Here is a 15368-nt window from a genome sequence, read left to right on the forward strand (position 1 = left end):
CCCTGCTCGACGCGGGGCGCTGACCTGGAGGACATTTGTGAAGACCTGGAAGAGGACGTCCGCGGCGATCGCCGTTGCCCTGACGGCGAGCGCGAGCCTGGCGGCTTGCGGCGACGCCCCCGACGAGAAGGCCGACAAGAAGAGCGACTTCCTGCCCTGCATCGTCTCCGACGCCGGCGGGTTCGACGACAAGTCGTTCAACCAGCTCAGCTACGAGGGCGTCAAGGAGGCGGCCAAGGAGCTCAACGCGGACTTCAAGTCGGTCCAGTCCAAGACCGACCAGGACTACGCGCCCAACCTCGAGGGTCTCGTCAGCGCCGGTTGCGACCTCATCGTGACCGTCGGCTTCGCGCTGTCGGCCGCCACGGTCGAGTCGGCCAAGGCCAACAAGGACATCGAGTACGTCCTCATCGACGACGCCGCCGACAACGACTTCGACGGCAAGAAGGACGCCGAGAACATCAAGCCGATCCTCTACGACACCGCCCAGGCCGCGTTCCTGGCCGGCTACGCCGCAGCGGACTACACCAAGACCAACGTCGTCGGCACCTACGGCGGCCAGCCCTTCCCGACCGTGACGATCTTCATGGACGGCTTCAAGCAGGGCGTGGACTACTACGCCAAGGAGAAGGGCAAGAAGGTCAAGCTCGTCGGCTGGGAGGGCAACGACAAGGGCGTCTTCACCGGTGGCTTCGACGCCAACGAGAAGGCGACCAACACCGCCAAGCAGATCCTCGACCAGAACGCCGACGTGATCCTGCCGGTCGGCGGCCCGATCTACCAGGGCGCGCTGACCGCGATCGCCGACTCCGGCAAGGACGTCGCGATGGTCGGTGTGGACGCCGACTTCTTCGAGACCGACCCGAAGACCAAGGACCTGATCTTCACCTCGATCCTGAAGAACATGAAGACCTCCACCATCGAGGCCGTCAAGGCCGCCGGTGAGGACAAGTTCGACCCCGAGGCCTACGTCGGCACGCTCGAGAACGACGGTGTCGGCCTGGCGCCGTTCCACAACTTCGAGAGCAAGATCTCCCCGTCGCTCCAGGGTGAGCTCGACAAGGTGAAGGCCGGCATCATCGACGGCTCGATCCCGGTGAAGTCCTACCTCAACAAGTAGCACCCGGCACACGCATCCGGGGGAGGTCGGTCTCGCGCCGACCTCCCCCGGACTGTGTTTCCCGGACCCGTACGCCGCCGGTGGCGTCGCCGTGCCCACGGCCCCCCATTGGCATCCGTCCACCCGCTCGGAGAGGATCGCCTGCATGACGCTCGAACTCAGGGGCATCACCAAGCGCTTCGGCACCCTGGTCGCCAACGACCGCATCTCGCTCACGGTCAACGAGGGCGAGATCCACGCGCTCCTCGGTGAGAACGGCGCCGGCAAGTCCACGCTCATGAACGTGCTCTACGGCCTCTACCAGGCGGACGAGGGCGAGATCCTGCTCGACGGCGCGGAGCTGAAGATGTCCGGGCCGGGCGACGCGATGGCCGCCGGCATCGGCATGGTGCACCAGCACTTCATGCTCATCCCGGTCTTCACCGTCGCCGAGAACGTCATGCTCGGCAACGAGGCCACCGGGTTCGCCGGCACGCTCGACATCGACGCGGCCCGCGAGCGGGTCCGCGAGATCTCCGCACGGTTCGGCTTCGACGTCGACCCGGACGCGGTCGTGGAGACCCTCCCGGTGGGCGTGCAGCAGCGGGTCGAGATCATCAAGGCGCTCTCCCGGGACGCCCGCGTCCTGGTCTTCGACGAGCCCACCGCGGTGCTGACGCCGCAGGAGACCGACGAGCTGATGGAGATCATGCGCCAGCTCCGCGCGTCGGGCACCGCCATCGTCTTCATCAGCCACAAGCTGCGCGAGGTCCGCGCGATCGCCGACCGGATCACCGTCATCCGCCGCGGCGCGGTCGTCGGCGAGGCCAGCCCCACCGCCACCAACGCCGAGCTCGCCGCCCTCATGGTCGGCCGGCCCGTCGAGCTCACGGTGCACAAGGACCCCGCCAAGCCGGGTGCCGACGCGCTCGTCGTACGGGACCTGCGGGTGCTGGACGACACCGGGCACGTCCACCTCGACGGCATCAGCTTCAGCATCGCCGCGGGCGAGGTGCTCGGCGTCGCGGGCGTGCAGGGCAACGGCCAGACCGAGCTCACCGAGGCCGTGCTCGGCCTGCAGTCGCACGTCAAGGGCACGATCGAGCTCGACGGCGAGGAGCTGGTCGGCCGGTCGGTGCGCAAGGTGCTCGACGCGGGCGTCGGCTTCATCCCCGAGGACCGCCAGGTCGACGGCCTCGTCAGCAACTTCACCATCGCCGAGAACCTCATGCTCAACCGCAGCCACGGCGCGCCCTTCGTGGGCCTCGGGACCGTGCGCAAGCGGGCGCTGGAGCAGTTCGCCGAGGAGAAGCTCGTCGAGTACGACGTGCGCGCCTCCGGCATCCAGGCCACCGCCGGCCAGCTCTCCGGCGGCAACCAGCAGAAGGTCGTCGTCGCCCGCGAGCTCTCCCGCGAGCTGCGCCTGCTCGTCGCGGCCCAGCCGACCCGCGGCGTCGACGTCGGCTCCATCGAGTTCATCCACAAGCAGGTCGTCGCGACCCGCGACCGGGGCGTCCCGGTCCTGCTGGTCTCGACCGAGCTGGACGAGATCGTCGCCCTGTCCGACCGGATCATGGTGCTCTACCGAGGAGAGGTGGTCGGCATCGTGCCCGCGGACACGCCCCGGGAGACCCTGGGACTGATGATGGCCGGCGAGCGGCCGGAAGGAGTCGTCGCGTGAGCGAGGAGACGCCCACCGTGCCGGAGAGCCCGCAGACGCCCGAGGAGCCGGAGACCGCCGAGGACCGGCGCCGCGACCCCGCTGCCTGGCGCGGCGTGATGCGCGAGATCGCCGCGGGCAACGCGATGGTCTCGCTGCTCTCGGTGCTGCTGGCCTTCCTGGTCGGCTCGATCATGATCCTGGCGACCGACGAGACCGTCCGCTCGGCCGCGGGCTACATCGGTGCCCGCCCCAGCGACTTCTTCAGCGCGGTCCAGGAGTCGATCAGCGGCGCCTACTCGGCGCTGTTCCGCGGCGCGATCTACAACAGCCAGGTCGACGCCTTCGAGACCCGGATCCGGCCGCTGACCGAGACCCTGAAGTTCTCCGGCCCGCTGATCCTGGCCGGCCTCGGCGTCGGGCTGGCCTTCCGTGCCGGGCTGTTCAACATCGGTGGCCGCGGCCAGATGCTGCTCGCCGGTGCCGCCGCGGGCTGGGTCGCCGTCTCGGTCGACCTGCCCACCGTGCTGCACCTGCCGCTGGCGATCCTCGCCGGCGCGGTCGCCGGCGCCCTGTGGGCCGGGCTGGCGGGCCTGCTCAAGGCCCGCACCGGCGCGCACGAGGTGATCGTCACGATCATGCTCAACTACGTCGGCTACTACTTCGTCTTCTACGCCCTGTCCCGGCAGGGCTGGCTGCAGGCACCCGGCTCGGCGAACCCGAAGTCGGAGGCGATGCCGGAGTCGGCCGTGCTGCCCAAGCTGCTCGGCGACAAGTTCAACCTGCACTTCGGCTTCGTGCTGGCGCTGGTCGCCGTCGCCTTCACCTGGTGGCTGCTCAACAAGTCCGCGATGGGCTTCCGCTTCCGCGCCGTCGGGGAGAACCCGGACGCCGCCCAGGCCTCCGGCATCGACGTGGGCCGCACCTACACCCTGGTCATGGTCATCGCCGGTGCCCTCGTCGGCCTCGCCGGCGTCAACCAGGTGCTCGGCACCGTCACCAGCGGCGTCACCGTCGACCTCGACGCCGGCATCGGCTTCGACGCGATCACCGTCGCCCTGCTCGGCCGCTCCCGGCCGCTCGGCATCCTCGCCGCCGGCCTGCTCTTCGGCGCGCTCAAGGCCGGTGGCTTCGCGATGGCCGCCTCCGAGGGCATCCCGGTCGAGATCGTGCTCGTCGTGCAGTCCCTCATCGTCCTCTTCATCGCCGCGCCACCGCTGGTGCGAGCGCTCTTCCACCTGCCCAAGAAGGAGGTGGCGGCGTGACCACCATGACCGAGAAGACCCCGATGGTGCCGGCGCCGGACGCCCCGACGGCCACCAACCGCGGTGCCCTCAAGGCGCCGATCGTGCTCGGTGTCGTCACCGTGCTGATCGCGCTGCTGGCCGGCTTCAAGGGCCGCTCGGGCGACACCACCTTCCGGCTCGCGACCGACTCCGACTTCTTCGAGCTCCCCGAGGTCACCGTGCCCTCGACCGCGGGCATCGCGACGATGGTCGTGCTGCTGGCGATCTGCACCGCGGCGGCGGCGTTCTGGGTGAGCCGCGGCCGTCGTACGCCGGTCTGGCTGGTGGGCCTGTTCGCGGTGCTCGCGATGATCGGCTTCCTGTGCTGGGCCGCGGCCGGCGAGAGCGTGCCGGTCATCGGCCTGCTCGGCGGCTCGATCGCGCTCGCCGTGCCGCTCGTCTTCGGGGCGCTCGGCGGCGTCCTCGGCGAGCGCGCCGGTGTCGTCAACATCGCCATCGACGGCCAGCTGCTCTTCGGCGCCTTCGCCGCGGCGATGTTCGGCACCATCATCGGCTCCCCGTGGGGCGGCCTGGTCGCGGCCATGTGCGCCGGTGCCCTGGTCGCGCTGGTGCTCGGCTTCTTCGCGATCACCTACTTCGTCGACCAGGTCATCGTCGGCGTCGTCCTCAACGTGCTGGTGATCGGGCTGACCAGCTTCCTCTTCGGCCAGGTGCTGACCGAGAACCCCGAGGGCCTCAACTCCCCGCCGCACTTCGAGCGGATCCCGATCCCGGTGCTGGGCGACATCCCCGTCGTGGGGCCGGTGCTCTTCCGCCAGACGATCCTCGTCTACATCATGTACGCCGCCGTCGCACTGGTCGCCTGGGCGCTCTACCGCACCAAGTGGGGGCTGCGCGTGCGCGCCGTCGGCGAGCACCCCAAGGCCGCCGACACGGTGGGCATCAAGGTCAACCGCACCCGCTACACGACGCTGCTCATCGCCGGCCTCATCGCGGGCGCGGGCGGCGCGACGTACACCCTGGTGTCGGTGCCGCAGTTCGGCGAGGAGATGACCGACGGCGCGGGCTACATCGCGCTGGCGGCGGTCATCTTCGGCCGCTGGGACCCGGTCCGCGCGACCCTGGCCGCCCTGCTCTTCGGCTTCGCGACGAACCTGTCCGGCGTGCTGTCGGTGCTCGGCTCGCCCGTGCCCAGCCAGTTCATGCTGATGCTGCCGTACGTCGTCACGATCATCGCCGTCGCCGGCCTGGTCGGTGCCTCGCGGGCCCCCGCGGCCGACGGGGTGCCGTACAAGAAGGGCTGACCCGAGGGCTCCCGCTCACCGTCGTAGCGACGCAGGTCAGCCCGCCGCGATCGCCGTCACCGCGACGCCGGCGAGCATCTTCGCGCCGAACCCGATCGCGAGCTCGTCGACCTCGAAGTCACCCTGGTGCAGGTCGTAGCGCGGGCCGCCCGGCGTGCGCGTGCCGAGCCGGAACATCGAGCCGGGGACGGGCCCGAGGTACCAGCCGAAGTCCTCGCCGCCCAGGCTCTGCTCCACCTCGGTGCGGTGGTGCGGGCCGAGCACGTGGTCGGCGGTGGCGGCGACCATCGCGGTGCACCGGGCGTCGTTGACGACCGGCGGGACGCCTTGCAGGTAGTCGACCGTCGCCGTCACGCCGTAGGGGCGCACGATGTCGAGCACGGCCTCCCGCACGACCGGCTCGCAGGCCGCCCAGGCGCCGGCCTCCAGGATCCGCACCGTGCCGCTGGCCACGCCCCGGTCGGGGATCACGTTGGCGGCCGACCCGGCCTGGAGCATCCCCCAGACCACGCTCACCCCGGCGCGCGGGTCCATCCGGCGGCTCAGCACCGCGGGCAGTTCGCTGGTGATCTTGGCGAGCGCGAAGGTCAGGTCGCCGGTCAGGTGGGGACGCGAGGTGTGCCCCCCGTTCCCCTCCAGCCGTACGTCGATCCGGTCGGCCGCGCTGGTGATCGGCCCGGTGCGCAGGCCCACCGCGCCCACGTCGACCGAGGGGTCGCAGTGCAGCGCGAAGATCCGGTCCACGCCCTCCAGCGCGCCGTGGCTGATCAGGTGCTGGGCGCCGCCCGGCATGACCTCCTCGGCCGGCTGGAACAGCAGCCGCACCCGCCCGCGGAGCAGGCCCTGCCGGTGCAGGTCGTCGAGCGCGAGCGCGGCGCCGACCAGCGCGGAGACGTGCACGTCGTGGCCGCAGGAGTGCGCGACCCCGTCGTTCTGGCTGCGCCACGGGTCGGTGGTCAGGTCCTGCACCGGGAGCGCGTCGAGGTCGGCGCGCAGCGCGATCCGCGGCCCGGTCTCGCCGAGGTCGGCGACCAGGCCGCTGCGCGGCGTGCGGGTGAGCCGCCAGCCGGTCCCGTCGAGGCGCTCGACGACCCGTTCGATGGTGCCCTGCTCGTGCCAGGACAGCTCCGGGTGCTGGTGGAGCGTGCGACGGAGGCCGACCAGCTCGTCGTCGTACTTGTCGACGACGGAGGCGACGATCGCCAGCAGGTCGGGAGTGTCGGTCACGACTCCCAACCTACTCGCCGTCGTGGGCCGCGAGGACCCGGTCCGCGGCTAGGGACCCTGGCTAGGTTGGCGTGGTGACCGAGAACGCACCCGCCCTGGTCGAGGAGCTCGACCGCCGCAAGGCCGCCATGGCCGCCGCCCCGGGCGACGCGGACGTGGAGCGGGCGTTCTGGCAGGCCGCGGCGCAGCTGGGCTTCTGGTACGTCGTCAACCGTGGCACGCCCGAGGCGCCGCGGCCCAGCGGCTTCGCCGCGCCCGGGATCGGCAACCTGCTCGGTGTCTACAGCACGCCGGAGCGGGCCGGGGCGGTGGCGGGGCCGGGCAGCACCTTCCTCGGCGTGCCGATGCCCGAGGCACTGCGCTGGCTGGCGTCCTTCGGTGAGCACGACGTGACCGGCGTGGTGATGGACCACCCGGGGCCGTGGCTCGCGCTGGGCACGCTGGGCTACCTCGAGCGGTGGGTGCCGGCCGCCCGCACCGAGGTCCAGGTCGCCACCGACGCCTACGTCGCCGCGCAGGACGACCCGTCGTACGCCGAGGTGGTGCGCCGGATCGCCGGCGGCGAGCTGTTCGTCGTGCTCGACCCGGACGGTGACGGCAGCACGCCCACCAGCATCGTCAACCACCGCGACGAGCGGCTGCTGCTGGCGTTCACCGACGCCGCCCGCCTCACCGCCTTCTACGACGGCAAGGCCGTCACCGCGCAGCAGCGGGCCGGTGCCGACCTGCTCCGGCTCGTCGGCCAGCAGTTCGACGTGCTGATCCTGGACCCGCAGCACCCCGCGTCCTTCGCCGCGACACCGGACAGCATCCGCACCGCGCTCGGCTGAGCGCCAGGACGCTCAGGAGTCGTAGGCCGCGAGGATCCGGTCGGCCGCGAGCGGTGCGGTCAGCTCACCGTCGAGCACGGCGGCGCGGACCTCGTCCTGCACCGACCGCACGCCGGGGTGGTGGCGAAGCCGCTCGGCGAGCTCGTCGCGCACCAGGGCCCAGGTGAAGTCCAGCTGCTGCTCGGCCCGCTTGCGCGCCAGCCCGGCCTCGCCGAGGTGCTCGCGGTGGGCGATCACCTGGTCCCACACGTCGTCGACGCGGGTGCCGGTGAGCCCGGAGCAGGTGACGACCGGGGTGGCCCACTCGGCGTGCCCGCGGACCAGGCGCAGCGCGCCGGCGAGCTCGCGGGCGGCGCCACGCGCCTCCTGCTCACGGTCGCCGTCGGCCTTGTTGACCGCGATCACGTCGGCGAGCTCGAGGATGCCCTTCTTGATGCCCTGGAGCTGGTCGCCGGTGCGGGCCAGGGTGAGGAAGAGGAAGGTGTCGACCATGCCGGCGACGGTCACCTCGGACTGGCCGACGCCGACGGTCTCGACCAGCACTACGTCGTACCCGGCGGCCTCGAGGACGTTCATCGCCTGGGTGGTCGCGCGGGCCACTCCCCCGAGCGTGCCGGCCGAGGGCGAGGGCCGGATGAAGGCGTTCGGGTCGGCGGAGAGCTGGGCCATCCGGGTCTTGTCGCCGAGCACCGAGCCACCGGTGCGCACCGACGACGGGTCGACGGCGAGCACGCCCACCTTGTGCCCGGCGCTCGTCAGCCGGCTGCCGAGGGCCTCGATGAAGGTGGACTTCCCGACGCCCGGCACCCCGGAGATCCCGACCCGTACGGCGGTCGGGCCGTCGTCGCCCGCGAGCTCGGTGAGCAGCTCACGGGCCGCCGCGCGGTGCCGCGGCGCCGTCGACTCCACGAGGGTGATGGCGCGCGCCATCTGCGCACGCCTCCCCTCGCGGATCCCGTCGAGCAGTCCCGCGACGTCCATCAGTGGTCGAGGTCGGCGCGCAGCTTGGCGAGGAGGTCGAGCGCCGACTCGGCGATGACCGTGCCCGGCAGGAAGACGGACGCGGCGCCCATCTCCTTCAGGGTCGGCACGTCGTCGGGCGGGATCACGCCTCCGATGACGACCATGATGTCGTCACGTCCCTGCTCGGCCAGCGCGTTCTTCAGCGCCGGGAGCAGGGCGAGGTGACCGGCGGCCAGCGAGCTGACACCGACGATGTGCACGTCGGCGTCGATCGCCTGCTGCGCGACCTCCTCGGGGGTGGAGAACAGCGGGCCCACGTCGACGTCGAAGCCCATGTCGGCGAAGGCCGAGACGACGACCTTCTGGCCGCGGTCGTGGCCGTCCTGGCCCATCTTGGCGACCAGGATGCGGGGGCGGCGGCCCTCGGCCTCGGCGAACTCGTCGGTGGCCTGGCGCACCTGTCCGAGCAGGGTGTCGCCCGCCTCGTTGGCCTCGTCGCGGTACACCCCGCTGATCGTACGGATCACCGCCTGGTGGCGGCCGTAGACCTTCTCCAGCGCGTCGGAGATCTCCCCGACGGTGGCCTTGGAGCGGGCGGCGGCGACGGCCAGGTCGAGCAGGTTGCCCTCACCGGAGTCGGCGCTGCGGGTGAGCGCGTGCAGCGCCGCCTCCACGTCGCCGGCGTCGCGCTCGGCGCGCAGCCGCTCCAGCTTGGCGACCTGCTGGCGGTAGACGTCGTCGTTGTCGACCTTGAGCACGTCCAGCTTGTCCTCGACGGCCAGCCGGTAGGTGTTGACGCCGATGACCTTCTGCGCGCCGGAGTCGATCCGCGCCTGCGTGCGGGCGGCGGCCTCCTCGATGCGCATCTTCGGGATGCCCTGCTCGATCGCGGCGGCCATGCCGCCGGCGGCCTCGGCCTCCTCGATGTGCGCCCAGGCGCGCTCCGCGAGGTCGTGGGTGAGCTTCTCGACGTAGTAGGAGCCGGCCCACGGGTCGATGGAGTACGTCGTGCCGCTCTCCTGCTGGAGCAGGAGCTGGGTGTTGCGCGCGATCCGGGCGGAGAAGTCGGTCGGCAGCGCGATCGCCTCGTCGAGGGCGTTGGTGTGCAGCGACTGGGTGTGCCCCTGGGTCGCGGCCATCGCCTCGATCGCCGTGCGCCCGACGTTGTTGAAGACGTCCTGCGCGGTCAGCGACCATCCGGAGGTCTGCGAGTGCGTGCGCAGGGAGAGCGACTTCGGGTTCTGCGGGTCGAACTGGCGGACCAGGCGCGACCACAGCGCGCGGGCCGCGCGCATCTTCGCGACCTCCATGTAGAAGTTCATCCCGATCGCCCAGAAGAACGACAGCCGCGGCGCGAACTGGTCGATGGTCAGGCCCGACTCGAGCCCGGCGCGGATGTACTCGACGCCGTCGGCCAGCGTGTAGGCGAGCTCCAGGTCGGCGGTCGCCCCGGCCTCCTGCATGTGGTAGCCGGAGATCGAGATCGAGTTGAAGCGCGGCATCCGCTGGCTGGTGAAGGCGAAGATGTCGGAGATGATCCGCATCGACGGCGCCGGCGGGTAGATGTAGGTGTTGCGGACCATGAACTCCTTGAGGATGTCGTTCTGGATGGTCCCCGAGAGCTGCTCCGGCTTCACCCCCTGCTCCTCGGCCGCGGCGATGTAGAGCGCGAGGACGGGCAGCACGGCGCCGTTCATCGTCATCGACACCGACATCTGGTCCAGCGGGATGCCGTCGAAGAGGGTCCGGGTGTCGTAGATCGAGTCGATCGCCACGCCGGCCATGCCGACGTCGCCGCGCACCCGCGGGTGGTCGGAGTCGTAGCCGCGGTGGGTCGCCAGGTCGAAGGCGACCGAGAGGCCCTTCTGGCCGGCCGCGAGGTTGCGGCGGTAGAAGGCGTTCGACTCCTCGGCGGTGGAGAAGCCGGCGTACTGCCGGATGGTCCACGGCTGGGTGGTGTACATCGTCGGGTAGGGCCCGCGCAGGAACGGGCTCAGGCCCGGGTAGCCGTCGAGCGCGTCCAGGCCCTCGAGGTCCTCGGGGCCGTACGACGCCTTGATGTCGATGCCCTCGGGGCTCTTCCACGGCTCGGCCTCCGCGGGTGCGGCGGCCGGCGCCGGCGCGGAGCCGGCGAGCGGGAGACCCGCGAAGCTGTCGGGGATCGTCATGCCAGAGCCTCCCGGGTCCGGTTGAGGAAGGACAGGGCGTCCACGCCCACCGCGGCGCTGTCGTCGGCGTGGTCGGTGGCCTTGCCGGCCACGATCACGTGCGTGGCACCCGCCTCGCGGAGCGCGGCCGCGGCGTCCGCGCCCCACTCCTCGTAGGCCGCGTCGGTGCCGGCGAGGCACACGACCGGCTGGCCGGCGTAGGCCTTCAGCAGGTCCTCGACTCCCGCGGTGGGGCCGGCGACCTCGACGCCGATGCCACCGGCGGCGAGCAGGTTGCTGACGAAGGTCGCCCGGGCGGTGTGCTGGGCGATCGTGCCCAGCGTGGCCAGGAAGACCGGCCGCGCGGCCGGCTCGTCGCGCAGCGCCTCGAAGGAGGCTCCGTAGCGTCGTACCCGGTCGTTGAGGGGGTCGGCCGCACGCTCGGGCAGCGTCTCGGCGAGGTTCGGGAACTCGCTCACGCCGGTGAGCGGGCGCTTGCGGCGGGCGATGTCCTTCTCCCGCTGCGCGACCACGGCGTCGATGCGGGCACGGAAGGCGTCGAAGTCGTGACCGCTCTCCCACTCCTGCTCCAGGCGCTGGAACTCCGCCCAGCCCGCCTCGGCGAGGTCGGCGGTGAGCTTCTCCACGGCGTAGGCGCCACCGGCCGGGTCGGCGACCGCGGCGACGTGCGACTCGTCGATGAGCAGGTGGTTGACGTTGCGCGCGATCCGGCGGCCGAAGCCGTCGGGCAGGCCGTTGGCGCTGTCGAAGGGCAGCACGGTGACGGCGTCCGCGCCACCGACACCGGCGGCGAAGGCGGCGACCGTGCCGCGCAGCATGTTGACGTAGGGGTCGTACTTGCTGAGCATCGGCCGGCTGGTCGCGGCGTGCTGGCGCTGGACCGCGCCGCCGCTCCCGCTGGTCGAGCCTGTCGAGACCGAGCCTGCCGAAACCCCGCTCAGCTCCAGCACCCGGGCCCACAGGATGCGCGCGGCGCGCAGCTTGGCGATGGTCGGGAACTGCTCGTCGGTGGCGGCGTAGCGGAAGTCGACCTGGTCGGCCGCGTCGTCCACGGACAGGCCGTGGTCGGTCAGCCAGCGCAGGTAGGCCACGCCCACCGCGATCGACCAGCCGAGCTCCTGGGCGTCGCTCGCGCCGAGGTCGTGCGCCGCGGTGGCGTCCACGACGATCGCGCGCAGGTCGTGCTGACGGGCCTTGCGCACCAGGGTCTGCAGCTCGGCGACCGCGTCGTCGACGGCCAGCGGGACCTCGCGCAGCATCGCGCCGAGCGGGTCGACGCCGAGGTTGGTGTCGGGGTGCTTGTCACCGGGCAGCGCGAGGAAGGCCTCGGCCACCGCGGTCGTGGCCGACGGGGCGTCGAGGACGACCGGCGCCAGGTCGAGCAGCACGCCGGCCAGGGTCGCGGCGACGTCGGTGCTCTCGTCCGCGGCGAGCCACAGGCTGGTCACGCCGCCGTCGAGGTCGACGAGCGCCGCCTCGTTGGCGAGCTTGGCGTCGGGCCCGCTCACCAGGCTGCGCACGTCCCACGCGCCCTGCCGGTGCGGGCGGACCGGGGTGGCGGGGCCACCGGGCTCACCGAGCGGGGTGATGGCGATGCCGTCGAGCGTCGTACGGGTCAGCTTGTCCCACACGGCACTGTCGGGGTCGTTGTCGCCGAGCTTGCGCGTCTTGCGCAGCACGGCGGCGGTGGCGGCCTCCCAGTCGGCGCGCGAATGCGCGTCCTCGGGCTGCGCCAGCGTCAGGGGCGAGTCAGTCACAAGCGGCCACTTTATCCGCGGTGAGGGTCGTCTCACCCCGGCTGTGAGATATGTCCGACTACCGGGCGGTACGGCGAGGGCCTAGCTGCCGCCGCCCTGGCCCGACCAGTCGGGCAGCTGCTGGAGCGACCAGCGGTTGCCGTCGGGGTCGGCGAACCGGACGAACCGGCCCCAGGGCAGGTCCTCCACCGGCGTGACCTCGATCCCCCGCCCGACCAGGTCGGCATGGCTCGCGTCGGCGTCGGCGACCACCATCTGGAGGTTGTCGAGCGAGCCCGGCGCCATCTCGGTCAGCCCCTTGCCGATCGCGATCGAGCAGCCCGAGCCCGGCGGCGTGAGCTGCACGAACCGGATCTCCTCGCTGACCGTCTGGTCGTGGTCGGCGTTGAAACCGGCCCGCACGTAGAACTCCTTGGCCCGGTCGATGTCCGTCACCGGCACCGTCACGAGCTCCAGCCTCATCTCCATGGAGCCAACCTAGGCGGCATCGCCGACAGCGGACATAGGGTGCGGTGCGTGAAGGTGCGCGACCCTCGGGGGCAGACGTGGCGGGTCACCCGCCGCTGGGTGCCGTGGCGACGCCGGCTCAAGGGCGTCGACACCGGCCCGCTCGACCTGGCCACCGGCCTCGGCGACGACCCGGTCAGCGCGATCGTCGCGATCGTGCTGCTGATCCTCGCGCTGCCCTTCATCGCGTTCTCGCTCGTCGTCGCCGCCGAGCTGCTCCTCCTGCTCCTGCTGCTCCCCTTCGCCGTGCTCGCCCGCGTCCTGCTCGGCCGGCACTGGACGATCGAGGCGCGGCGCGGGTTCACCATCTGGTGGGACGCCCCGGCGGGCGACTGGCGCGCGAGCGGCGAGCGGATCCGCGCGGTGGCCGGCGCGATCCAGCGCGGCGACCTGCCCCGGCGCACCGTGGGCGCCGAGGACGGCGCGGAGGAGGGCGGGTGAAGGTCCGCGACCCCGAGGGCCGCACCTGGCGGGTGACCCGGCGCTGGCTGCCTTGGCGCCCCCGGCGTCGCCGGGGTCTCGACCCGAGCCTGACGATCGAGGCCGTCGACGGCCTGGCCGCACTCGTCCTCTTCCTCGTCTTCGGCCTGATCATCCTGCCGCTGCTCAGCATCGTGGTCGTGCTGGCCCTGGAGTGGCTGCTGGTCCTGCTCATCCTCCCCGTCGTCGTGCTGCTCCGGGTCGCCTTCGGCCACCGGTGGTGGGTCGAGGCCCGGATCGGCTTCCGGCCGTACTGGGAGGAGGAGGTCGGCGCCTGGTCGCAGAGCCGCGACCGCATCCGAGCGGTGGCCGGGGCCATCGAGCGGGGCGACCCGCCGCACCGCACCCTCGGCTCCGAGCCCGACCCGGAGGACTGACCGCCGCCCGGCATTCACCCGCCGGACACCGTCGCCTCGGTCTCCGGCAAGGTACGACGCCCACCGTGGTCGCCATGAGGATCGTCCTGGCCACCGAGACCTTCTACCCGGCCGTCGACAGCACGACGACCACGCTCAAGGCGACCGTCGACCGGCTCGTCGACCTCGGCCACGCCGTGCGCATCGTCGCCCCGGGCCCGGGGCTGGCGAGCTATCGCGGGTGCGACGTGGTGCGGGTGCGCCCGCTGGAGCCGACCGGTGCCCAGGTGCGGGACGCGATCGAGTCCTTCGGGGCCGACGTGGTCCAGGTGCACTCCCCGCGCAACGTCGGGCGCAAGGCGCTCAAGCACGCCGCCCGGCTCGGTGTGCCGACCCTCGCCGTGGAGCAGTCCGCGGTCCTCGACCTGGCCGCCGACTACTGGCGGGCCAAGATCGCCGAGCGCGCCGACCGGGTGCTGGTGACCTCCCCGTGGATGGTCGAGCGGGCCGCCGAGCTCGGCGTCACCGCGCACCTGTGGGAGCCCGGCGTCGACAACCGCGCCTTCAGCCCGACCCTGCGCGACCCGTGGCTGCACGCGTCCTGGTCCAAGGCCAAGTCCCGCGAGGGCGGTCGCGTCGTCGTCGGGTACGTCGGTGGCCTCCACAAGCCCGCCGGCGTACGACGCCTGGCCGACCTCGCCAAGGTCCCCGGCACCCGCCTGGTGGTGATCGGCGACGGCCCGGAGCGCGAGTGGCTGGCGCGGCGCGTGCCGAGCGCCCGCTTCACCGGGCCGCTCTCGATCGGCGACCTGACCGTCGCCGTGCCGACCCTCGACGTGCTGGTCCACCCCGGCGAGCACGAGACCGACTGCCACGCGCTGCGCGAGGCGGCGGCGTCCGGCGTACCGGTGGTGGCGCCGCGGGCCGGTGGTGCCCGCAGCGTGGTGTCCCACCTCGAGACCGGGGTCCTGTACGACGCGAGCGACCCCCGCGACCTGGTCCGCGCCGTCGCCTCGGTGGCCGCCGACCCGCACCGCGCGCTGATGGGCAGCGCGGCACGCGCCCGGGTGGCTGCCCGGACCTGGACCGACGCGGTCGACGAGCTGGTCGCGGAGCACCTCCCGGTGCCGGCTCCGGCCTGAGGCTCAGCCCGAGACGATCCCGACGACGAGGTTGATCGCGGTCGCCAGGATCGCGGCGCCGAAGAGGTACGAGATCAGGCAGTGCCGCAGCACCACGGCCCGCACCGCCGCGCTCTGCACGGCGGTGTCGGAGACCTGGTAGGTCATCCCGAGGTTGTAGCTGAAGTAGAAGAAGTCCCGGAACGACGGCGGCTCGGTGCCGTTGAAGTCGATCCCGCCGGGGGTGTCGGAGTAGTAGAGGTGCGCGTAGCGCGCGGCGTACATCAGGTGCAGCGACGCCCACGACAGCAGGACGGCCGCCAGCCCGACCGCGGCGTCGAGCCGGCTCGCGTCGTCACGGCCGTCGAGGAGCAGCGCGACCACCGCACCGAGGCCGCCGAGCGCCGCGGCCGCCACGACGAGCTCGTCGACGGCGGGGCGCAGGTCCTCCCGGGTGGCCCGGGCCCGGGTCGCGTCGGCGTCCATCGGCCACAGCGCGGCCCAGCCCAGGACGACGAAGACGCCGGCGGCGACGGCGACGCCGAGCAGCGGGTCCACGACCGCCGTGAGCGCGCCCGCGACGAGGGCGGCCAGCAGCCGCGGCCAGGCGGAGGGGACGAGGGCGGGACGGCGCACCCGCCGAGCGTAG

The 15368-nt window shown here is 72.4% G+C and carries 14 protein-coding genes; 8 read left to right on the forward strand and 6 right to left on the reverse strand.

Translation table 11 applies throughout. The features are described 5' to 3' along the window. Positions 1-37: 37 nt before the first annotated feature. The 4 genes from MRBLML1_RS16960 to MRBLML1_RS16975 all read left to right on the forward strand — a co-directional run bounded on the left by MRBLML1_RS16960 (position 38) and on the right by MRBLML1_RS16975 (position 5310). Positions 38-1120, forward strand: a complete 1083-nt coding sequence (locus MRBLML1_RS16960; protein ID WP_364518061.1) for a BMP family lipoprotein — start codon at positions 38-40, stop codon at positions 1118-1120. A gap of 145 nt (positions 1121-1265) precedes the next feature. After that, on the forward strand, positions 1266-2780 hold the full coding sequence (locus tag MRBLML1_RS16965) for an ABC transporter ATP-binding protein (protein ID WP_364518063.1): 1515 nt from the start codon (positions 1266-1268) through the stop codon (positions 2778-2780). Beyond that, positions 2777-4024 (forward strand): ABC transporter permease, encoded by a 1248-nt coding sequence (locus MRBLML1_RS16970; RefSeq protein ID WP_364518065.1) that lies wholly within the window; start codon positions 2777-2779, stop codon positions 4022-4024. Before MRBLML1_RS16965 ends, MRBLML1_RS16970 begins: the two co-directional genes overlap by 4 nt. A gap of 5 nt (positions 4025-4029) precedes the next feature. After that, on the forward strand, positions 4030-5310 hold the full coding sequence (locus MRBLML1_RS16975) for an ABC transporter permease (protein WP_364518190.1): 1281 nt from the start codon (positions 4030-4032) through the stop codon (positions 5308-5310). A gap of 36 nt (positions 5311-5346) precedes the next feature. On the opposite strand, the gene MRBLML1_RS16980 is transcribed toward MRBLML1_RS16975, so the two are convergent. Next, complete coding sequence (locus MRBLML1_RS16980; RefSeq protein WP_364518067.1) at positions 5347-6537, reverse strand: amidohydrolase; 1191 nt, start codon at positions 6535-6537, stop codon at positions 5347-5349. A gap of 74 nt (positions 6538-6611) precedes the next feature. Between MRBLML1_RS16980 and MRBLML1_RS16985 the strand changes: the two genes are divergently transcribed. After that, positions 6612-7367: an SseB family protein gene (locus MRBLML1_RS16985; RefSeq protein WP_364518069.1), complete on the forward strand. Its 756-nt coding sequence runs from the start codon at positions 6612-6614 to the stop codon at positions 7365-7367. 12 nt (positions 7368-7379) lie between these two features. On the opposite strand, the gene meaB is transcribed toward MRBLML1_RS16985, so the two are convergent. From meaB to MRBLML1_RS17005, 4 genes are all read right to left on the reverse strand, one after another. Further along, complete coding sequence (meaB, locus tag MRBLML1_RS16990) at positions 7380-8348, reverse strand: methylmalonyl Co-A mutase-associated GTPase MeaB (RefSeq protein WP_364518071.1); 969 nt, start codon at positions 8346-8348, stop codon at positions 7380-7382. Further along, positions 8348-10498 carry a methylmalonyl-CoA mutase gene (gene scpA / locus MRBLML1_RS16995; protein WP_364518073.1) on the reverse strand — a complete coding sequence of 717 codons (2151 nt, stop codon included), beginning with the start codon at positions 10496-10498 and terminating at the stop codon, positions 8348-8350. The genes meaB and scpA overlap by 1 nt, the downstream gene beginning before the upstream one ends. Beyond that, positions 10495-12255, reverse strand: coding sequence for a methylmalonyl-CoA mutase family protein (locus tag MRBLML1_RS17000; RefSeq protein ID WP_364518075.1), 1761 nt, complete (start codon positions 12253-12255; stop codon positions 10495-10497). The genes scpA and MRBLML1_RS17000 overlap by 4 nt, the downstream gene beginning before the upstream one ends. A gap of 81 nt (positions 12256-12336) precedes the next feature. Continuing rightward, complete coding sequence (locus MRBLML1_RS17005) at positions 12337-12723, reverse strand: glyoxalase superfamily protein (protein ID WP_364518077.1); 387 nt, start codon at positions 12721-12723, stop codon at positions 12337-12339. 48 nt (positions 12724-12771) lie between these two features. Here MRBLML1_RS17005 and MRBLML1_RS17010 point away from each other — a divergent pair, with 48 nt between their 5' ends. The 3 genes from MRBLML1_RS17010 (at position 12772) to MRBLML1_RS17020 (ending at position 14740) form a co-directional block, all read left to right on the forward strand. Then, positions 12772-13203 carry a hypothetical protein gene (locus tag MRBLML1_RS17010; RefSeq protein ID WP_364518079.1) on the forward strand — a complete coding sequence of 144 codons (432 nt, stop codon included), beginning with the start codon at positions 12772-12774 and terminating at the stop codon, positions 13201-13203. Next, positions 13200-13619 carry a hypothetical protein gene (locus MRBLML1_RS17015; protein ID WP_364518081.1) on the forward strand — a complete coding sequence of 140 codons (420 nt, stop codon included), beginning with the start codon at positions 13200-13202 and terminating at the stop codon, positions 13617-13619. The genes MRBLML1_RS17010 and MRBLML1_RS17015 overlap by 4 nt, the downstream gene beginning before the upstream one ends. 74 nt (positions 13620-13693) lie before the next feature. Then, a complete protein-coding gene (locus MRBLML1_RS17020) occupies positions 13694-14740 on the forward strand; it encodes a glycosyltransferase (RefSeq protein WP_364518083.1) in 1047 nt (348 codons plus the stop codon). A 3-nt stretch (positions 14741-14743) separates the two neighbouring features. On the opposite strand, the gene MRBLML1_RS17025 is transcribed toward MRBLML1_RS17020, so the two are convergent. Next, positions 14744-15355 carry a DUF1345 domain-containing protein gene (locus MRBLML1_RS17025; protein WP_364518085.1) on the reverse strand — a complete coding sequence of 204 codons (612 nt, stop codon included), beginning with the start codon at positions 15353-15355 and terminating at the stop codon, positions 14744-14746. Positions 15356-15368 lie beyond the last annotated feature (13 nt).

Origin of the sequence: Nocardioides sp. LML1-1-1.1 (assembly GCF_040676175.1) — a bacterium.
Classification (GTDB): domain Bacteria; phylum Actinomycetota; class Actinomycetes; order Propionibacteriales; family Nocardioidaceae; genus Nocardioides.